Source organism: Candidatus Hydrogenedentota bacterium (assembly GCA_012730045.1).
Taxonomy (GTDB): Bacteria; Hydrogenedentota; Hydrogenedentia; order Hydrogenedentales; family CAITNO01; genus JAAYBR01.
Genome location: JAAYBR010000070.1, coordinates 1 through 19,979, shown reverse-complemented (window position 1 = coordinate 19,979; position 19,979 = coordinate 1). Strand labels below are relative to the sequence as shown.

The following is a 19,979-nucleotide window of genomic DNA, read 5'->3' as shown; positions in this document are numbered from 1 at the left end:
TGGCTGTGGTTGGCCGAGAATCCCCGCTCAGGTATACTATGCTGGCCCTTGACGGAATGCCGGGGATTGCTGTGGTTGGCCGAGAATCCCCGCTCAGGTATACTATCTCTGATAGAAGCCGCTGTTAGCGGCGGGGTTAGGGCGAAATCGGTCGCTACAAAAGGAGGAGCTGGTCGGGCGGTTCCTCGGTTCGGGCGCGTTTTCTGCCGAGGTAGTTCTCCATTTTGGCGAACTGTTTGTCGGTGATTCCGACGATGCGGACTTGTCCCCCTGGGGGGATGGCGGTTCGTGCGCGCTTTCGGTGGACGTCGCTGGCGTCCTCGCTGGGGCAGTAGCGGGCATAGACGCTGAACTGGAGCATGTTGAAGCCGTCGCGGAGGAGGTGGTTGCGGAAGTGGACGTAGTTCCGCTTGTCCTCCGGCGTGAGCACGGGGAGATCAAAGAGGACGAAGAGCCACACGCCTTTGTACTCCGACAGGGCCAGTCTCGACTCGGCCACGCGGTTGTTCCTTCATGGTTGGTTCGTGCGGGGCATCCAAGAAAGACTTAAGAACATCCCCCGTCCGCGGAGACGCGTCCACCCCCCTGAAGGGGGGACCCAAGAAAGGCCAGCCTTCCCGGGGGTTGGCGGTGTTCATGACCATTCGGGCAGGTCCATTCCTTTGCGCAGGCCGAGGTAGACTTTTGCGATGGAGGCGGCCATGCGGGCGAGGGCGTCGAAGAGGGAGCGCTGCTCCCCCTGAAACTCCACGGGTTCCAGGAGGGCGGCGATGAGGGCGCGCTTGGTTTCGGGGTCGAGTTCCCGCTGGTGGAGGGGCGGCGCGGTGAGGGCGACCACGGCGAGGTCCACCAGGGGGCGGAAGGGCTCCATGAGGTCGTCGGCGAGGAGAAAGGCGTCGTAGCGGTTGTGGTGGTGGATGCCAAAGGAGGGGTGGAGTCCGGCGCCGCAGACGGCGCGCGCGGCGATGCCGCGCAGGACGGCGTAGCCGTAGTTGAGCAGGGTGTTGCGTCCGGGCTTGTCGCGGTCGCGGACGAATCTCGGCTCGTCGGCGAAGAGTTTGGTCCAGTAGCGGCGGGCGGCCTGGCCCTCCACATTGCGCGGGTCGCCGGAGCCGACCTGCCGCGCGAGGGTCATGAGGCCGAAGTCGTCGCCGTGGAGGGCGCGCAGGGCGCGGGCCTGGCCGGTGACCTTGGCGCGCACGACGCCCTGCCAGAGGCGCTTGCGCGTGGGGAGGGGGGCGGCGGCCTGGGCGGCGAAGTGCTCGGCCTGCACATGGTTGCCCTCCATGGGCAGCATGAGCCCGGCGGGCATGCCCCGATGGTCGCAGGCCACGAAGACCCCGCCCGCCTCCATGAGCTCCGAAAAGACCGTCTGCGTGAAACTGAGCTGCCGGTGTGTGCCGATGAGCACCGCCACGTCGTCGAAGGGCACCGTGATCTCCGGCTGCTCCCTGCGCTCAATCACCAGCAGGCCCGTGCGGACGGACAGCCGCGCCGGGTCGCGCGACAGGTCTATGATCCGGTCAGTCATGGCACGGTGTGGCCTCGCCTATGGGGGACACGGTCACTTTCACGAAGCCGAGGTCGCGAAGCACGTTGACCGACCGCACATTCCAGTTTCCTGGAGATGCCTTTATGTCGGCCTTCTTCCTTGCCTCAAATACGCTGACGAACTCCACGTTTTGCCCCCATATTGTTCGTGCAATGTAATAGCGGTTATCGCTGCTTAGGAAGAAGGTGTCCCCCGACGTGATTGTGCACACCAGTTTCTTTCCTTCCCCGTGGTCCTTCTGGACAACATCCTCGCCGCGCTTCTTTCGGGAGACGGCCTGGAGGCGGTCCACCATGACGCCGGTCCATCGGGTCTTGCCGTTGCGGGTCTCCTCGACGATTTCCATGTGGTGGTTGGAGTCGGCGGTGACGAAGCGGGCGTAGTCGTTGCCGCCGATCTGGAAGGTGGTGCAGGCGCGGCGGATGCGCGCGCGGTGGATGGGGACGGGCCCGTTGGCGCCGGGGAGGCGGGGGGCGTTGGCGGGGTCGGCGAAGGCCTTCTTGGGGTCGTTGCCGTGGGCGGCGAGGTGGGCGCGGACGGCCTCGCGGACGGCGGGGTCCTCGATGCCCTGCACGTCGGAGGGCTTGAAGTTGCCGTCGAGGGGCTTGCGGACGACATGGTAGAGCCTGCCGTTCTCGTCCTTGCGGGGGGCGCTGTAGAAGGTGTCCTCGTGGAGGCGTCCCTGCACCTTGTGGTTGACGCGGTGGGAGATGATGATGCTGTCCACGGCGGACTGGGCGTCCGCGGGGAACGTGTCCCAGGGAAGCAGGGCGTTCTTGAGGAAGCCCTGTATGCGTCCCTTCTCCAGCTTCTGCCGCTTGGCGGCGTCGCTGAGCCGCTTGACGGCGGCGCGGTTGGTGAGGGCGATGACGAGGGCGTCCACGGCGTGGTGGCGGTGGTCGTCGCGGGTTTTCTTGTCACCGCCGCCGAGGAGTCCGTTGATGTGGAGGGCGTCGCGCAGGAGGGCGGTGATCTGGCCGGAATTGGTCTGGACCTGTTTCAGGGCGTCCTGCCCGTAGAGCATGCCGGCATAGCGGGCGGCGAGCTTGGAGGCGTAGCGGGTGTCGTTAAGCTGCTGGGCGGCGAACCCCTCGTAGTCCTCGATGTCCCGCGACTGGAAGCGCTCCAGTTTGCGGCGTCTGGCGTCGCCGCTGAACCGCTCAACGCGCGCGATGATCTCCTCCCAGCGCTTTTCATCGCCGCCGTAGGCCTCCCATGGGGTGCTGTTTCCCTTGCGCAGGCGGTTTTCCTCGTGGTAGCAAAGGGTCTTGTTCATGAACGAGTCGTCGAGGCACCGGGAGAAGGGGATGATGTGCTCGATGTCGAACTGGGGGTGCTCGCCGAGCAGGTTGGACATGTTGATGGAGTGGCCCGTGTAGGGGCAGACCCAGCCGCACTCTTCGGCGAGGAGAACCTTCTCGATGTCCTGCCGGGAGATTTTTTGCTGGCCGAGCTTTGTCTGGATGCTTTCCCGGGCGTCGGTTCGGGTCTGCTCGCGGCCCCGGATGTCCCGGGAATGGCGGGCGCGCGCCTCGCGGGTCTTCTTGAGGTCACGGGCCAGCTCCAGGTGAATCTCGTCGGGCTTGCCGTGCTTGGCGATGATGGCGTTGACCACCTTGCGCATTTCGGTGAGGGTGCGCATGACCACGGGGTTGCGGATGGAGGGAAGGGCGACCACCACGGGGTCGAGCTTGGACCGGGCCTCTTTCCCGAGCAGGCGGTTGCCGTAGACGCGGTCCTCCGCCGTCTTGAAGGGAACGCCCTCCTCCATGAGGGGGAGCAGTTTCTTGAGCGCCTCACGGGACAGGGCGCTGTAGCCCTGCTCCAGGTGGATCTTGGCAAAGGCCTCGACCTCGGCCGCGCCCAACCCCCACGCCAGCCCGCGGCGGGCCAGCGTCATGAAGTCCTCAATGCCAAGAATCTCGCCGACAATCGCCTGCTTCTCCGCATCGCCCAGGGTGTTCCAGCGGTCGCCGAAGACCTTGAGCAGCCGGGCATTGGTCACGTTGCCCTTGAGCTTCTTTTCCCCGCCGCGCTCCAGATTGAAGTCCACGTTCTTGGGCAGTTTGAGGGCCTTGCGCATACCGGGGAAGGACACTTCGTCATGGACATCCATGAACGCCGCCAGCGTCTTTTTCTCCTCCTCCGTCAGGCCGCGTTCGGTGCCGTCGAGATAGTGCAGGCGCAGGTCGTTCACCTTTTGCAGGATGCGGAAGCGCTGCGCCGAAAACAGGGCCACCGGCGCGCGGCGTTTGTTGGATTCAAGTTCGCATCGGCCCACCAGCCCCTTCTGGCTCTTGAGGGGGCGCTGGTAGAAGATGCGGTACTCAAGGGTCTTGAGGTCCTCGGGGGACAGGGTCAGGGCGTCCATCCGCGCCTGCGCGTCGAGAATCTGCTTAAACTCGTCCTCGTACATGGTCCGCGCCGTCCAGCGTTTGCGGATGCGCTCCAGCGACGGGTCAATCTGGTGAAAGTATTCGCCCAGCGTGCGCGCGCCGGTGTCGCGCATGGACTGCTCCAGATGGGAGATGGATGCTTTGACGATGCCCAGCTCCTTCTCCTCCTTGTCGCTCTTGCGGTTGCTCTGGAAGCCGCGCCGGATGGCGAGGTGATACAGGGCGCGCCCCAGGGCGTGCGGCTCCAGGGGCGCGTCGAGCGCGCGCGCCCGGAGAAAATAGGGGAACTCGCGGAGCCCGTCGCTCTGGTCCACGGCAAACCCCTGCGCGGCGAAGGCGGCGCGCAGGCGGTTGTCCAGGTCCAGAAAGAAGGCGTGGCGGTCGGCGCCCTTTCGCAGCTCTCCCGGCGGGAGGAGCCCGAACCGCTGAAGGGTGCGGGCCAGCTCCGTCATGCGTGTGGACTGGCGCTTGGTCTGCCGCCGCCGCATGCGCGCCCCGCGCCGCTCCACCGCCCGCGACTCGTCGCGCCCGCTGGCGATGTCGCCGTCCGTGCCCGCCTCAAAGATGCGGACCCCCATGTCCACGATCTGCGCCGGTTCCCCATCCTCATACCCCACCAGCGCCCACCCCACCGAATTGGCCCCCAAGTCCAGCCCAAGAACGGTCTTCTCTGTGACACCGCCCATGCCTGCGCCCTCCTTTTTGAACTGCTGTTTCCCTTGACAACGAAAGACAAGTGCTGTATAGTATACAACATAGTATACCTGAGCGGTGATTCTCTGCTAATCATAGTAAGGGTTTCACCACGGAGGGCTCCGGCGTTGAGCCGCCCCTATCGCCCCCTGCCGAAAGGTTTGGGGGCATTTTTTTGTCGGCCCGCCGTTGCCGGGAAAGCACAAGACCGCCGCGGCCTTGGGGAAGGCCGCGGCGGTGAAATAGACGTGATTGGCGCTTTGGACGGGCGTCAGCCCTGGCGCGCCTTGAAGCGGGGGGCCAGTTTGTTGATGACGTAGACGCGGCCCTTGCGGCGCACGACTTTGCATCCGGGGTGGCGCGTCTTGGCGCATTTCAGCGAACTCAGCACTTTCATGGGGAATACTCCTCTCGAAAAAGGTTCCTTAGGGAGAGCGGAGTATACACCATGCCGGCGGCCCGCGTCAAACCGCCCGCTGGCCAAGGAAGGCCCGTGAGTTCATGCGGTAAGTGCAAAGGTCCGGGGGAGAGAGGGGGGCTATAAGGACGCGCGCATGGGGCGCGCGGTGCCAGGCTGGAGCCAGGCGGTCCCAGGGGGGCGCGAGCCGGATTTCGGGAATTCGGGCACGCCCTCCGACCGGGGGAATGTTATACTAATGTGAAAAGCGGGCCGACCGACGGCCCGGGAGGACCGCGTGATGAGTCTTGAACCTGAAAAACTGGATTTGCTGGTGAAACGGGTGGATTTGTTCCACGGGCTGGACCGGGACGATGTGGGAAAGATCTTCTCCAAGGGGATGACCGTCCGGGCGCTGAAGGACGAGGTGATCTTTTTCAAGGGCACGACGGGCAGCCAGATGTACGTGGTGCTGGTGGGGAAAATGGGGGTCTACAACGGGGAGGACCGCATCGCCGTTCTGGCCCCCGGGGAAATGTTCGGGGAAATGGCGCTGGTGAACCGGGAGCCGCGCTCGGCCACGGTGAAGGCGGAGGCGGACAGCGTGCTGTTCGTGCTGACGGAGAGCACGTTCCAGAACCTGCTGTCGAAGCGGGTGGCCATCCAGATCCTGCTGAACATCATCCGCACGCTCAGCGTGCGCCTCAAGAGGAAGAACATCGAGTCGCTGGCGTGACCGCCGCGATATGGTAGACTTTTTGGGAGGGGGAGGAACGGCCCGGGCGGCCGCAAGGAGTTGACAGAAGCAATGTTGCGCGGAATCCACTATCAGGGCGGCGTTTCGGCCGCGCCTTGGCGTCTTGCGGCGATGGTGCTGGCGGCCGTCCTGTTTCTGTCTGCGGCCGGAGCGCAGGAACTCCCCGGGGAGAAGCCGACCGACACGGAAATCAGCGATGTGCCGTGGGCGCCCTCGCCGCCCCGGCCGCAGCCGAAGGTCGTCTACGGCACGGACGACCGGATGGACGTCTACCAGGAGAGTGACCCGCTGATCCGGACCTGGGCGGCGTCCACCTGCGCGCTCATCTACAGCAACAAACTTTCGGTCCAGCCGGACGGCAGTTATGTCCTCACCCCTTCGGCCTACATTCGCGGCGGCTACCCCGCCTGCCCGGAGGAGCCTTTCGGCGACCAGCCGACGGCAGCCTTCTGCACCGGTTTTCTCGTGGGGCCCGACCTCATCGCCACGGCGGGCCACTGCGGCATGAGCACGGAGACCTGCTTTGTCTTCGGGTGGGAGATGCTGGACGCGGCGACGCCCCGGCTCGCCTTCGATGCCGACCGGGTCTACCGCTTTGTGGAGCAGGTGTCCCACGCGGCGTCGGGGAACAACGACCACCAGATCGTCCGTGTGGACCGCGCGGTCACCGCGCCGGGGGCGCGGTCCTTCGGCATCCGCCGAAGCGGCGAAATCACCGTGGGTGAGCGGGTGGGCGTCATCGGCCACCCGGCGGGCCTGCCCATGAAGATCGCCTTCGGCCCGGCCACGGCGGTGCGCTCCCTCCAGCCCACTTTCTTCGTGGCCAACCTGGACACCTATGGCGGCAATTCCGGCTCGCCGGTGCTCAACCAGGACACGGGGGTGCTGGAGGGTATTCTGGTCCGGGGCGCCACGGATTTCCTGTTCAACACGGCGGATGGCTGCTTTTACAGCAACATCCTCACCGACACCGGCGGGCGCGGCGAGGACTGCACAAAGATCGCCGTCGCCGCCGCGGCGATCCCCGCGCTGGTCAGTTCTGCGGGCAGCGTCTCCTTTTCCCGCCCGTATTTCGGCTGCGAGGACACGGTGTCGGTGAATCTTGAAGACGGCGACCTGGCGGGCATGGGCCTGGTGGCGGTTTCGCTGGCCGCGACCGGGGGGGACTTGGAGACTGTCGCGCTGGAGGAGATCCCCGGCGCGGGCGGCGAGTTTTCGGGAACCCTCCCGCTGGCCCCCGGCGCCCCGGTGCCGGGCGACGGCACGCTGCAGGCGGCGCACGGCGAGCTGCTCGAGGCCCTGTATGTGGACGCGGATGACGGGGCGGGCAACGTGGACGTGGAGGTGACGGCGGGCGCGGCGGTGGACTGCCTGCCCCCGGTCATTTCCGGCATCAGCGTGCCGTATATCGGCGGCACCCAGGCGACGATCCGCTTCACCACGGACAAGGCCGCCACGCCCCTGGTTCTGTATGGCACCTCGTGCGCGGATCTTGCCGGCGCGGAATCCGGCCCCCAGGGCACGGCCCACGAGATCACGCTCAATTTCCTGACCCCGGAGACGGAATACTTCTTCGCCCTGTCCGCCACGGACATCGCGGGCAACACCGGCACCTCCGACAACGGCGGCGCGTGCCACACCTTCACCACCCTGTTCATCCCCGACTATCTGACGGAGGTGTTTGACTCGGCGAACGCCGTGGACCTCGCCGGGCGCATGCTCACGCTGTTCCCCGACGACAACCCGGACGGCTACAAGGCGTGCCTGGAACCCGCGGCCCATTTCGGCACGGATCCCTCGTCCGCGACGGCGGTCGCGCTCGCCGATGACGCTTTTGTGCAGGTTGACCTCGCGGGCGGCGCGGCGGTTCCCTTCTTCGGGACGAGCCACACCTGCTTCTTCATCGGGAGCAACGGGTATATCACTTTCGGGAACGGGGACTTTTCCTGGAAAGCCAGCCTGTCCGCACATTTCACGTTTTCCCGGATCTCGCCCTTCCTGGCCGACCTCAACCCGCTGAAACGCGGCCGCGTGAGCTGGGCGCAGCTGGCGGACCGCGTGGCCGTCACCTGGGAGGACGTGCCCGCCTACGACTCCTCCCTGCTGTACCCGCCGGAAAACTCCCACAGTTTCCAGGTCGAAATGATGTTTGACGGCGTGATCCGCATCACCTGGCTCAACCTCTTCGCCGCGGACGCCGTGGCGGGCCTCTCCCGCGGGGGCGGCGTCCCGGCGGGCTTCGAGCCCTCCAACCTCGCCGGGAAGCCCTCCTGCGGCGCCCTGGACCCGGAGTATGCCGAGCCCCACACGGCGGACACCAACCAGGACGGCCTTGTCGCCGTGGGCGAGCTGCTGCGCATCGTGCAGTTCTACAACTCCGGCGGCCTCTCCTGCGCCTCGGGCACCGAGGACGGGTTCCAGCCGGGCCCGGGCGGCGGCACGGAGTGCGCCTTCCACGACGCGGACTACGCGCCCGCAGACTGGACCGTCAGCCTCTCGGAGCTGCTCCGGGTGGTCCAGTTCTACAACGCCCGGGGGTACTACCGCGACCCCTACGCCGAGGACGGCTTCCGCCCGAAGTTCGACCCCTGACCGCTCCGGACACCGCGTGCGCCGGGAACCCAGGGGGGTGCTTGGCATATACTAACGCTCCAACAGGAACCCACTGCCCCCCCGGAGGGCCGGAGTCCCCCGGGAACGGGGAAGATTCCAGGGCGGGAGCGGGTTCTTTCTCCAAATGAAGCGATGCACGAACAGGAGCAGCTGTACCATGTGGCAGAAACTGAACCCGCCCGCCGATGCCCGGGCCGTCCTGGAGGCGAGCCCGAACGTGATCGTCGCCCAGCACAGCGGCGAACTCATAGACCTGGCCTGCGGCGGCCCCGGCAGCGACGCCTTCGAGGTCGGGTATGACGTGCCCGGACAGGGCTATGTCGTGGAGGCCCGGGTCGCCCGCGTGCGCAACGGGGTCTGCGCGAACTACCCCGACGCCTACATGCGCCGGCGCGACCCGGACTGCATGTTCATCGGGGACGACGAGCCGTCGGACAAGCCGACCTACCGGGAGCACTTCGGGAAGGATTTTGAGGAGCTGCGCGCCGCCACCCTGGACTGGCTCAAGGGGCGCGAGCTGGCCGTGTTCGGGTTCGTGGCCGGCCAGCGCAAGATGGGGGCGGACGCCCTGGTGATCGCCCCGGCCAACGCGGGATTCTTCGCCTTCGGCCTGGCGCTGCTCCAGGGCATCCTGCCGCTGGACGCGCTGCCCAAGCGCTTCTCCCCGAAGCTGGTCATCTATGTCGCGCCGCCGTTCCGCCACACCCATTTCGACGGCCGCCAGGTGGTGGTGCACAAGCGCTCCGGCGACCTCCACGAGATATACGCCTACAACCTGTACCCCGGCCCCAGCGCGAAGAAGGGCGTCTACGGCGGCCTGCTCGCCCTCGGCGAGCGCGAGGGCTGGGTCACGGCCCACTGCTCCACCGTGCAGGTGGTCACGCCCTACGACAACACCCTGACCATCATGCACGAGGGCGCCAGCGGCGGCGGCAAGTCGGAGATGCTCGAGGTCGCCCACCGCGAGGCCGACGGCCGCCTGCCGCTGGGGACGAACACCGTCACGGGCGAGCGCCGCTTCATTGAGATTCCCCGGGGCTGCGAGCTGCGCCCCGTCACGGACGACATGGCCCTGTGCCACCCCTCGCTCCAGCGCGGCGACGGCAAGCTGACGGTGGCCGACGCGGAGAACGCGTGGTTCGTCCGGGTGAACCACATCACCCACTACGCCACGGACCCGCATTTCGAGCGCCTGACAGCGGAGCCGCCGGAGCCGCTGCTGTTCCTCAACGTGGACGCGGTGCCCCGGAGCCGCGCCCTGATCTGGGAGCACATCGAGGACAGCCCCGGAAAGCCCTGCCCCAACCCGCGCGTCATCGTGCCGCGGCGCAGCTTTCCCGGCATCATGGACACCCCGGTGGCCGTGGACGTGCGGAGCCTGGGCGTGCGCACGCCCCCCTGCACCGCCGAGCGCCCCACCTACGGCATCATCGGCCTCTTCCACCTGCTGCCCCCGGCGCTGTCGTGGCTGTGGCGGCTCGTGGCGCCGCGCGGCTTCGCCAACCCCAGCATCACGGACACCGAGGGCATGACCAGCGAGGGCGTGGGCTCCTACTGGCCCTTCGCCACGGGGCGCAGGGTGGACCACGCGAACCTGCTGCTGAACCAGATCGTCGCCACGCCCAAGGTGGTGCACATCCTCACGCCGAACCAGCACGTGGGCGCGTGGGAGATGGGGTTCATGCCCCAGTGGATCACCCGCGAGTACCTGGCCCGCCGCGGCGTGGCCAAGTTCAGACCCGACCAGATACGCCCGGCGCGCTGCGCCCTGCTGGGCCACGCCCTGCACCACCTGACGGTGGAGGGCAACGCCCTGCCCCGGTGGCTGCTCCAGGTGAACACGCAGCCCGAGGTGGGCGACGAGGCCTACGACGAGGGCGCGGAGGTTCTCACGGAGTTCTTTCACAAGCACCTGCGCGAGTTCCTGCACGACGACCTGCACCCCCTCGGCCGCACCATCATCGAGTGCTGCCTGGACCACGGGCAGGTGGACGACTACCAGTCGCTCATCGCGACCTCGTACCTGGCGCCGGACCGCGGCTGACGCCCCCGGCGCGCGGCCCGGCCCGCGCGGAAAGACGCATGGTTTTTGAAGGCGAACAGAACGCCCTGTTCTTCCTGTCGGCGGTGCTCATCGCCGGCATGCTGGGCGGCTGGCTGGCGCGCCTGGTCCGCCTGCCCCAGGAACTCGGCTACATGGCCGCGGGGCTGCTCATCGGCCCGGCGGCGCTCAACCTCTTCGGCGAGGTGAACATCGCCGCGAGCCTCAAGCCCGTCACGGAGGTCGCCCTCGGGGTGCTGGCCGTGTCCGCGGGCAGCCACCTGTGCTACCGGCGGCTCCACAACGCCCTGGGCCGCGTGGGCGCCGTGGCGCTGGGCGAGTCCGCCGCCTGCATGGCGCTGGTGACCCTCGCCGCGCGGTGGGTCGGCGTGGACTGGCCCACGGCCCTCGTGCTCGGCGCCATCTCCGTGGCCACCTCGCCCGCCACCACCATCACCCTCGTCCGCGAGATGCGCGCCAGGGGGCTCTTCGTCAAGACCCTTCTTTCCGTCGTCGCCGTGGACATCCTCCTGTGCATGCTCGTGTTCGCCCTGGCCTACCGCCTCATGGACTACGCCTACACCGGCGAGGGGCACCGCCTCGGACCGCTGTGGATTGTCCTGCGCGCCGGGGCGCAGGTGCTGCTCTCCCTCGCCCTGGGCCTGGTCATGGGCCGCGCCACGGGCTACCTCATCCACCGCGCGCGGTTCCACCGCTTCAGCCTCGTTCTGGTCATGGTCCTGTTCACCGTGGGCATCTCCGATTTCCTCGGCGTCAACTTCCTCCTGTCCTGCATGTTCTACGGCGTCTTCCTCACCAACGCCTCCGAAAGCGGCTCCCGCCACGCCGAAGCCCTCGAGCCCCTGGAGCCCCTGCTCTACGTCGGCTTCTTCACCGCCGCCGGCGCCTCGCTCCACCTCGACGCCGTCGCCGAGGCCGGCATCCTCTGCGTGGTTTTCCTGGTGGCCCGCTTCGCGGGCAAATACCTTGGCGCCCTCGCCGGCGGCTGGGTGGCCCGCATGCCCGCGCGCATGAACCACCAGATCGGCCTCGCCCTCGCCCCCCAGACCGGCATCGCCATCGGCCTCGTCGTCCTCCTTGAGGCCAACCCCAACATCCCCGCCCACACCGTCTCCGTCATCGGCACCATGCTCCTCGGCGCCATCACGGTCAACGAGCTTCTCGGCCCCCTGTTCACCTGGCATGCGATCCGCCGCTCCGGCGAGGCCGGCCGCGACCGCCGCCGCATCATGGACTTCCTCCAGGAGGAGCACATCGCCGTGCCCTTCGAGGCCGACACCCGCGACGGGGCCCTCCGCAGCCTCGTTGAGCGCTACGCCTTCACGCACCATCTGTCCGCCGCCGACCGCGCCGCGCTGGAGGAAAGCGTCCTGCGGCGCGAGGCCGAATCCTCCACCAACATCGGCCGCGGCGTCGCCGTGCCCCACGGCACCCTCAAGCGCGGCCGCCGCGTCTCCGGCGTCCTCGCCGTCAGCCGCAACGGCGTCCCCTTCGACGACGGCGGAGAGCCCGTCCGCGTGCTCGTGCTCCTCGTCACGCCGCCCGGCATGGCCGACCGCCACCTCGAGGTCATGTCCAGCCTCGCCCGCATGGTCTCCGACAACACCATGCACGACCGGCTGCTGTCCGCCCTCAGCCCCTACGACGTCGCCGAGGCCCTCCAAAGCCAGGAGGCCCGTCCCTACAACTACTTCCTCGACGACCGCGACGAGGAGGCCGCGTTCCCGTAGGGTGGACATGCCGCCTTCTCGGCGTGTTCTTGGGGTCAGCGCCCGTGGCGCCGCCGTCCCGGCGTCCTTGTCTTTCCTCTCCAGGCGTGTTCTTGGGTCAACGCGTTTCTTCTTGGCCGTGGAGAGTACCCGTGCCAGGGGGAAGCCTGGCGATTCCAGGGTGCGCTGACCGGCGGCTATCCGTGCGCTGAGGGGGGCAGGGTGCGCTGACCGGCGGGTATCTGTCCTTTCGGGGTAAGGGACACGCCGAAGCCGTGGAGTTGCTGGGACGTGTCGCTTCCGGGATGACCTCCCCCTCGCGCCCCCTGGGAGCGCCAGGCTCCAGCCTGGCATTCCGGCGCGTGTCACCAGCGCGGTCGCGGGAACACATGCAGCCGGCCGGCGCGCCCTTTCTCGTCTCGCCCCCTTTGACAAAACAGAGGGCTTGTGCTAGATTGGAAACCGGCGGCAAGAAGATCCGGCCTCCCAGTGGGGAAAGGAAGACGTGATCATGCACAAGCGGGCGGGGAAAATGGGCGTGTTCCTATTGTGGGTTTTCTGCGCGGCGGGCTGCCTGCTGGTGCCGTTGCGGGCCCGCGCGGAGGCGCCCTCCCCTCCATCGGCGACTCCTCCCCCCTCAGCGGAAGCCGTCATGGATGCCATTCACGCGCTCATGGATGAATCCGCGCAATCCGGCGACCGGGAGGCCTCGTGGAACCGGGTGCTGGCGCTCCGGGAACAATTGGGGAGGTGCGGTGCCGAGGCGGTGCCCGCAATCACCGCGCGTATTGACGGGGAGAAGGATGCGCAAACGCGGCAGGTGCTGGTTGCCGCGCTGGGCATGATACCGGGCGAGGAGGTGGACCGTTTCCTGCTTCGGCTGTGCTGCGGCGATTCAACGGTGGGGCTGGCCGCGGGCGACCAGCTTGTGATGCGGACGGAACGGTTCGGCCCTTTTGCCTTCCGCGTGCCTGAGGATCAGATGGAGGCGCTGCTGGCCATGGTTCGGGACCGCCCCGTGATGGGGGTGGGCGACCCCATGCGCATTCTGGCATGCTGCCACGGAAACGATCTGGAGCCCGTCGTGCGGGCAATGCTCAAACGGTTCCTGCTGGAGGTGAAAGCCCCGGACGACCAGCCGCCGGTCGGCGGCTCTTATACTTCTCCCCGCGTATACATGTTGAACAAGTTTCTCCTGGCGTTCAGACACATGCCCGAAAGGGCTGTGCCCGTACTGAGAGAGGCCCACACGGCCGCGGAACGTGCGGGGGACTTGGAGGCGGCGAAATGGGTTGCCATGGCCCGGGGATTTTGCAGGGACAGGGCGGTTGCCGACGCCCTGCGGGAGGTGGTGCTGCATGATCCGGACCGTTATGTCCGCTGCCAGGCGATACCCGCCTATGGCTGGACGGCGGGCGTGGATGCGGTGGCCGTGCTCCGGCCGCTGCTGGAGGACACCACGGAGACGGAGTACCACGCGGACTTCCCGCCGACACGGTTCATAATCCGGAACACAGCCCGCGACACGCTGATGCGCGTCCTTCGCGAAGAACTGGGGGAGGGGGCGGTCAACAACGAGAACTTTGAAGAAGTGCTGGACACGGTGGGCCGCAGGTAGGAGATGAATGTCTCATGGTACCGATTCCTTCAATAGGTCAGCTGTTTCCGTTGCTTGCTTGCGCGGCGTTACTTGCATTGTTCTTTTCTGTGGGCGGCGCAGCGGAGGCCGTTTCCCCGGAGGCGGCGCTACTTGTTCGGGAACTTGAGGAACTCCACCCACAGGTGGAGGGAAAGGAGGATGCGGGGGATGCCCGTGCCCGGTCTGAGGAATGCCGTAAGAAGTTGCTTTCCTTGGGGCCGGACGCGTTGCCCGCCATTCAGGAGCGGCTTGCGAACCCGGAGGGTCCGGCATTCCGGCGGGGGCTGGCTTTCCTTTTGGGCGAGATTCCCGGGGAGGCGTCGGACCGCGCCCTGGTGCGGCTTGTATGCACTGACCAGGCGCCCGTGTCCACCACGGCCCTGTTTCAACTTCTCCACCGGGCAGACCTGTCGGGGCCGCTCACCTTTCCCCTGACCGATGAGGAACTGGGGGTGCTGGTGGATGCCGTGAACCGGCCGGAAACGCACCCCGGCGGGGGCATGATCATCCGACTGTTGGGCTTGTGCGCGAAAAACGATGTGCGGACGCGGTTCGACCCGATTCTGGCCCGGTTTATCAGGGATATCCGGTACACCGGGGAGTATCCGAAGGTTATGGGGTCGTATGTTTCACCGCGCGTCTACACACTCAACGGGCATCTGCTTGCGTTTGGGCAGATGGGGGACACCTCTTGGGCACCGCTCCGCGCGGCCATTCAGGAGGCCCGCAGCCGGGGCGAGACGGAGGTGGGGAAATGGCTGTGCATTGCGGCGGGGTACGCGTGCGACCCCGAAGTGGCGGACGCCCTCAAGCCGGTGGTCCTTTCCGATCCCGACCGGTATGTGCGTCTGGTGGCGATCCGCGCGTATTCCAGGTCCGCCGGGCAAAAGGCCGTGCCCGTGCTTGAGTCCCTGCTTGACGACCCAACGGTCGGGGAATACGATCTCAAGTCCTTTGCACCGCCGCCGAAGATAATTGCTCTGACGGCCCGCGCGGAAATGCATAGACTAACTAATCCTGACTAGACTGTCCGTTAAGAACTGCACAAGCTGGCTGATCCGGACACCTACGGCGACCGCTGTGTCTGCTCATCCGTGCCGCAGCATTCGCCGGAGAAGGGGGGAGCGGCGGTGCTGCGGGAGGACGGCTCAAAGTAGAAGCGGCTTCCAGCCGCTTTCTCGGGTCAGCGCGTTGTATCCGGGCCGTGGAGAGTGCCCATGCCAGGCTAGAGCCTGGCGCTCCCAGGGTGCGCTGACGCAATGGTTATCTGTCCGTTCGGGGCGAAGGACACGCCGAAGCCGTGGTGTTGCTGGAGCGCATCGTATCCGGGATGACCTCCCCGTCGAGCACCCTGGGATCGCCAAGCTCCAGCTTGGCCCTTCCCGGCGTTCCGGCGGCGACGCCACCGGAAACCTTTCCCCTGCTATCCGCGCAGGGTATATCCATCCATTGCCGCCCACACTTCAGAACTGGACGCGGCGCGGATGCGGCGTGCCCAGGGGTGGGTGGGGGAGGGGGCGAGTTCGGCCCAGCCGCCGGCGGCGCGGATGAGCGCGGTGCCGGCGGCGATGTCCCAGTAGGAGATGTCGTCCTCCATGAAGGCGTCCATGAGTCCGCAGGCGACGTGGGCCATCATGAGGGCGGCGGCGCCGGGCTGGCGCACCTTGTGGAATCGGTTGAGCGTGCGGTGGAGGGCGAGGAGCTGGGCGTCGTCGTAGTCGAACCCGGCGGGGTTGCCGAAGCCGAGGATGGCGCGCCCGGGCGCGGTGACGGCGGAGACGCGCATGGGCGCGCCGTCGCGCCACGCGCCTAGCCCCGGCGCGCCGGTGAAGACCTCGCGGCGCGTGAAGTCGTTGACCACGCCGAGGACGGGCGCGCCGCCCGCGCTCAGGGCCACGGACACGCAGCAGTAGGCGATGCCCCGGCTGTAGTTGACCGTGCCGTCGAGGGGGTCCACGACCCAGTGGACCGCGTCCTGGGCGATGGGGGCGCCGCCGTCGCCGCTCTCCTCGGCGAGGACGGGCAGGCCGCTCTCGGCGAGCACTTCGAGGACCGCCGCCTCGGCGTCGCGGTCGTCCTGGAGCTTGACGTCGTGGGCCGTCTCGGCGAGGACGGTGTGGTACCGCCCCCAGCGCTCCGCGAGCAGGGCGGCGGCCGCGGCCGCGGCGCGCCCGGCGAGCGCGAGCAGGCCTTTCAGTTCGCCGGGGGAAAGGGCGCTGCCGGGGATGCCCATGTCAGGTGGCCTCCTTGATCCAGGCGCGGACGGCCGCCGCGTGGGACCGGGTGGTGATGAAGAAGAGGGCGTCGCCGGGCTGGAGGACCGTGGAGCCGCGCGGCGTGAGGGTTTCCTGACCGCGCCGGATGGCGCCGAGCACGGCGTCCTCGGGGATGCCCGCGTCGCGCACGGCGCGGCCCTCGAGGGGGGATCCGGAGGAGACTTGGGTTTCCTCCAGCACCATCTCGGCGTCGCGGCGGGAAAACTGGAGGGTGTCCTCGCGGGCGGTCATGCCCTCATGGTTGCGGCGGGCCTCCAGATAGGCGTCAAGGATGCCGGTCCGTTTGAGCATGCCGACGAGGCGCTTCGGGTTGTCGGGGTTGATGACGGGCATGCGCCCGAAGGCGTGCATGCCGAACTGGGACAGGGCGGCGCCGAGGGAGTCGTCGGGCCGGCAGACCACGACGCCGCGCGTGCAGATGTCGCCCACGCGCAGGGTGCCGGGGTCGCCGCCGAGGAGCGCCTCCTGCACATCGCGCATGGTGACGATGCCCGTGAGGTCGCCGTCGAGGTTTATCACGGGGTAGCCCCGCTCGTGGTCGTGGCGCAGGCGCTCGGCCAGCTCCGCGACCGGCGTGTTCTCCGACACGCAGTCCACCACCTCGTCCATGGCCTCCGCCACCGTGAGGGACTCCATCAGGTTGACCTCGGGCGACTCGTGGAAGGCGATGCCCTGCGCGCGCAGCTTGCCGGTGTACAGGGAATCGGGGCTCATGCGCTGGGCGATGAAGGTGGACAGCACGGTGGCCGCCATGAGCGGCAGGACGATGTGGTAGTTGTCCGTCATTTCGATGAGGATGATGATGCCCGTCATGGGCGCGTGGGCCCCGGCGGCGAACACGGCGGACATGCCCACGAGGGCGTAGGCCCCGGGGCTCGACGTGGCCAGGGGGAACCATTCGTGGACCAGGGTGCCGTAGGCGCCGCCGAACATGGCCCCGATGAACAGGCAGGGGACGAAGACGCCGCCCGCGCCGCCGCTGCCCACGGTGAGGGCCGTCGCGAGAATCTTGGTCACGACGGCCGCCAGCAGGAGCCCCCCGGCGAGGCGGTTGTTCAAGGCGTCTGAGATGGCCCCGTAGCCCGACCCCATGATCTGGGGGGTGAGCAGGGCGAAGAGGCCCGTGAGCGCGCCGCCCAGGGCGGGCTTCAGCGCGTCGTGGATCCGCAGCCGCCCCGCAATGGTCTCCACCCCCTCCAGCGCGCGCACGAAAGACCGCGCCACGACGGCGCACAGCGCCCCGAGCACGAGGAAGAAGAGCAGGTCCTGCATCCCGACGAGGCGGTACCCCTGGTGCAGGGGGAACCACGGGTAGTCCCCCGTGCGCGAGAGGGCCCGCATGGTGACCGTGGCCACGGCGGAGCTGATGACCACGAGGCCGAAATAGCGCGTCGTGAACCGCCGCACCACCACCTCCAGCGTGAAGAGCACGCCCGCCATGGGCGCGTTGAACGTGGCCGCGATGCCCCCCGCCGCGCCGCAGGCGACGCAGAGGGTGACCATGCGGTCGGGAAAGCGCAGGAACTGCGCGAGGGCGGAGCCCCAGGTCGCGCCGATGTGGACGATGGGTCCCTCGCGCCCCGCCGAGCCGCCGCTGCCGATGGTGAGCGCGGCGGCGGCCAGTTTCACCACGGCCACGCGCGCGCGCAGCCGCCCGCCGGTCCGCGCGACGGCGGCCATCACCTCGGGCACGCCATGCCCGCGCGTTTCGGGGGCGAACCACTTGGCGGCCAGCCCGGCGCAGAGGCCGCCCAGGGCGATCACCGGAATGACCCACAGGCCGCCCAGCACGGGATGCACCGCCTCCAGCGCGGTCCGCAGCCCGCCGCCGAGCCCGTCCTGGAACAGCGTCTGCACGGCGTCCACCGCCCAGCGCAGCGCCACGGCCGCGCCCCCCGACCCGGCGCCGATAAACACGGCCAGCAGCACGGGGCCGGTGGTCTTCGACTGGCGGACGTAGGCCGCCACGGTCTCTCGGAGCCGGATCAGCATGTCTCCGGTCGGTGTCCTTTCACGTTCAGCCCGCGGAAAGCTCCGCGGCGGCGCGGTAGAGCGCCGTGATGTTTTCCGGCGGGATTTCCGCGAGGATGTTGTGGATGGCGCAGAAGACGTAGCCGCCGCCGTCGGCCAGGTCGGGCACCACGCTCCGCACCTCCGCCGCCACGTCCTCCGGCGTGCCCAGGGGCAGGGTCGCCTGGCTGTTCACACCGCCGCCCCAAAGGGCGAGGCGGCCGCGGGTCTTGTCCTTCCATTCCCGCCACGACCGGCCGCCGGCGGTCCACTGCACCGGGTTCACCACGTCGAAGCCGCTGTCCACAAAGGCGTCCAGCAGGTCGTAGACCGCACCGCAGGTGTGCAGGAAGGTTTTCGTCCGCGGGGAAACCTGGTGGATCAGGTCGTTCATGCGGCGGTAGTACGGCTGGAAAAGCTGCTCATAGACCCACGGCGCGGCGATGGGGGCGTTCTGCGTGCCCCAGTCATCCGCCGACACCATGTACACGTCCACGCATTCGGCGATTTCGGGCAGCAGCGCCTCCACCTGCCGCAGGGCGTGGGCGATGACCAGCTCGTGCAGCTCCGCCACGAACTCCGGCTCCGTGAGGCAGAGCATGGGGAAGAGGGCGAGGCCGCCGAAATTGGCGATGCCGATGCCCGCGGCGGGGCCGAGGAAGAGCGTGGCGCGGTCCGTGGCCTCCCGCGCGCGCTTTGCCGTCTCGCGCGCGGCGGCGATCTGCGCCGGCGTGAACGCCTCGGCGGCGAGCCGCGCGCGGAGGGCGTCCAGGTCCGGCTTGGGCAGGTCGCCCGTGAGCAGCATCGGCTGGCCCGCGTGCTCCGTCTCGAACACGTGCGCCGCCGGCGGCATCTTCGCGCCGGAGTGCGGCTGGAGGATCGTGCCGTCGGGCAGGTCCTGGAACTGTGCGGGGTCGCGCACCTCCGCGTCCAGCCGCCCGTTGAACCCGTAGGGCTTCCAGAGTTCCGGCTGGGGGAAGGCGTTCGTCATGTCCGGCGCCAGGGTGACCACGTCGCAGTCCAGCGCGTCGAGGACGTCCGTGTCCGGCAGCGCCAGCATCTGGCCCGTGTCATAGACACGGGGGCGGCGCGGCGGCAGGCCCAGCGCCCGCACCAGCCCCGGATAGGCGAAACAGCTCACGCAGGTGGACGGCATGCCGCCGAGGTCCTTGGGCACGCGGTCCGTGGGCCGGAAGTTGAGGGCGCTCATCACGCGGTCTCGCCGGGTCATTTCAGACTCCCTTCCCGCCGCCCGTCCGGGCGGCCCGGTTTAATGAAAAACGGGCGCGGAAACACTGTCCCGCGCCCGCTTGAACGTCTTGCCATGGCTGCGTTCCCGCGGATTACGCGTTCTTGTTCTCGTCCTCGGGCTTTTTCGCCTCCTCTTCCTCTTTCTTGGGCTCGTTCAGGGCGCCCTTGAACTCGGAAATGGCCGTGCCCAGCGACTTCCCCAGGCCGGAAATCTTGCTTCCGCCGAAGAGAACGAGCACGATCAGGAAAATCACAATCAATTCGCCCATGCCAGGGGTCCACATAGCCTTGCTCCTGCATGCGGGCGGAGGTGCCCGCGCCGAAAACCCGGCGGCCGCGCCCCGCCACAGGGGAACGCCAAACACCGCCGTTTATCCGGACAGTATACCCGCTGACGCCGCCGGATACAAGCGCGGGGCGGCTTGCCGGATTACCGGCCAAGACGCTGTGGGGACCGGGGTCGCGCCGGGAACGAGGTTGCTTCGGTCGCTCCGCTTCCTGCTAAGAAAGTACCGCCTCTGTGGCGGGTCAGGCGGGGATGGGAGTTATGGGAAGTATGGGAAGTATGGGAGGCTGGAAACCATTCTCTCTTCATTATCGGTGTTCATCGGTGTTCATCGGTGG

Annotated in this window: 14 protein-coding genes; 6 read left to right on the top strand and 8 right to left on the bottom strand. The window is 68.0% G+C overall.

The features are described from left to right. Positions 1–154: 154 nt before the first annotated feature. From cas2 to rpmJ, 4 genes are all read right to left on the bottom strand, one after another. Positions 155–484: a CRISPR-associated endonuclease Cas2 gene (gene cas2, locus GXY15_07220; protein NLV41003.1), complete on the bottom strand. Its 330-nt coding sequence runs from the start codon at positions 482–484 to the stop codon at positions 155–157. A gap of 150 nt (positions 485–634) precedes the next feature. Next, entirely contained in the window at positions 635–1,531 is an 897-nt protein-coding gene (cas1, locus tag GXY15_07215) for a type II CRISPR-associated endonuclease Cas1 (GenBank protein ID NLV41002.1), read from the bottom strand. Then, a complete protein-coding gene (gene cas9, locus GXY15_07210; GenBank protein ID NLV41001.1) occupies positions 1,524–4,634 on the bottom strand; it encodes a type II CRISPR RNA-guided endonuclease Cas9 in 3,111 nt (1,036 codons plus the stop codon). The genes cas1 and cas9 overlap by 8 nt, the downstream gene beginning before the upstream one ends. 278 nt (positions 4,635–4,912) lie before the next feature. Then, the gene (gene rpmJ, locus GXY15_07205) at positions 4,913–5,038 is read right to left on the bottom strand and encodes a 50S ribosomal protein L36 (protein ID NLV41000.1); all 126 of its coding nucleotides are present in this window, start codon (positions 5,036–5,038) and stop codon (positions 4,913–4,915) included. A 301-nt stretch (positions 5,039–5,339) separates the two neighbouring features. Between rpmJ and GXY15_07200 the strand changes: the two genes are divergently transcribed. The 6 genes from GXY15_07200 to GXY15_07175 all read left to right on the top strand — a co-directional run bounded on the left by GXY15_07200 (position 5,340) and on the right by GXY15_07175 (position 14,843). Continuing rightward, positions 5,340–5,774 carry a cyclic nucleotide-binding domain-containing protein gene (locus GXY15_07200; protein NLV40999.1) on the top strand — a complete coding sequence of 145 codons (435 nt, stop codon included), beginning with the start codon at positions 5,340–5,342 and terminating at the stop codon, positions 5,772–5,774. A gap of 72 nt (positions 5,775–5,846) precedes the next feature. Then, the gene (locus tag GXY15_07195; GenBank protein NLV40998.1) at positions 5,847–8,387 is read left to right on the top strand and encodes a trypsin-like serine protease; all 2,541 of its coding nucleotides are present in this window, start codon (positions 5,847–5,849) and stop codon (positions 8,385–8,387) included. A gap of 178 nt (positions 8,388–8,565) precedes the next feature. Further along, positions 8,566–10,452: a DUF4914 family protein gene (locus tag GXY15_07190; GenBank protein ID NLV40997.1), complete on the top strand. Its 1,887-nt coding sequence runs from the start codon at positions 8,566–8,568 to the stop codon at positions 10,450–10,452. A gap of 38 nt (positions 10,453–10,490) precedes the next feature. Beyond that, positions 10,491–12,200: a PTS transporter subunit EIIA gene (locus GXY15_07185; protein NLV40996.1), complete on the top strand. Its 1,710-nt coding sequence runs from the start codon at positions 10,491–10,493 to the stop codon at positions 12,198–12,200. A gap of 631 nt (positions 12,201–12,831) precedes the next feature. After that, on the top strand, positions 12,832–13,797 hold the full coding sequence (locus GXY15_07180; protein ID NLV40995.1) for a HEAT repeat domain-containing protein: 966 nt from the start codon (positions 12,832–12,834) through the stop codon (positions 13,795–13,797). A gap of 224 nt (positions 13,798–14,021) precedes the next feature. Beyond that, positions 14,022–14,843: a HEAT repeat domain-containing protein gene (locus GXY15_07175; GenBank protein ID NLV40994.1), complete on the top strand. Its 822-nt coding sequence runs from the start codon at positions 14,022–14,024 to the stop codon at positions 14,841–14,843. A gap of 398 nt (positions 14,844–15,241) precedes the next feature. Here the strand turns inward: GXY15_07175 and GXY15_07170 are convergent, their stop codons facing one another. From GXY15_07170 to GXY15_07155, 4 genes are all read right to left on the bottom strand, one after another. Continuing rightward, positions 15,242–16,051 carry a hypothetical protein gene (locus GXY15_07170; GenBank protein NLV40993.1) on the bottom strand — a complete coding sequence of 270 codons (810 nt, stop codon included), beginning with the start codon at positions 16,049–16,051 and terminating at the stop codon, positions 15,242–15,244. 1 nt (position 16,052) lies between these two features. After that, positions 16,053–18,086: a CBS domain-containing protein gene (locus GXY15_07165; protein NLV40992.1), complete on the bottom strand. Its 2,034-nt coding sequence runs from the start codon at positions 18,084–18,086 to the stop codon at positions 16,053–16,055. A gap of 25 nt (positions 18,087–18,111) precedes the next feature. Further along, positions 18,112–19,335, bottom strand: coding sequence for a hypothetical protein (locus tag GXY15_07160; GenBank protein NLV40991.1), 1,224 nt, complete (start codon positions 19,333–19,335; stop codon positions 18,112–18,114). Between the two features lie 112 nt (positions 19,336–19,447). Then, complete coding sequence (locus GXY15_07155) at positions 19,448–19,639, bottom strand: twin-arginine translocase TatA/TatE family subunit (GenBank protein NLV40990.1); 192 nt, start codon at positions 19,637–19,639, stop codon at positions 19,448–19,450. Positions 19,640–19,979 lie beyond the last annotated feature (340 nt).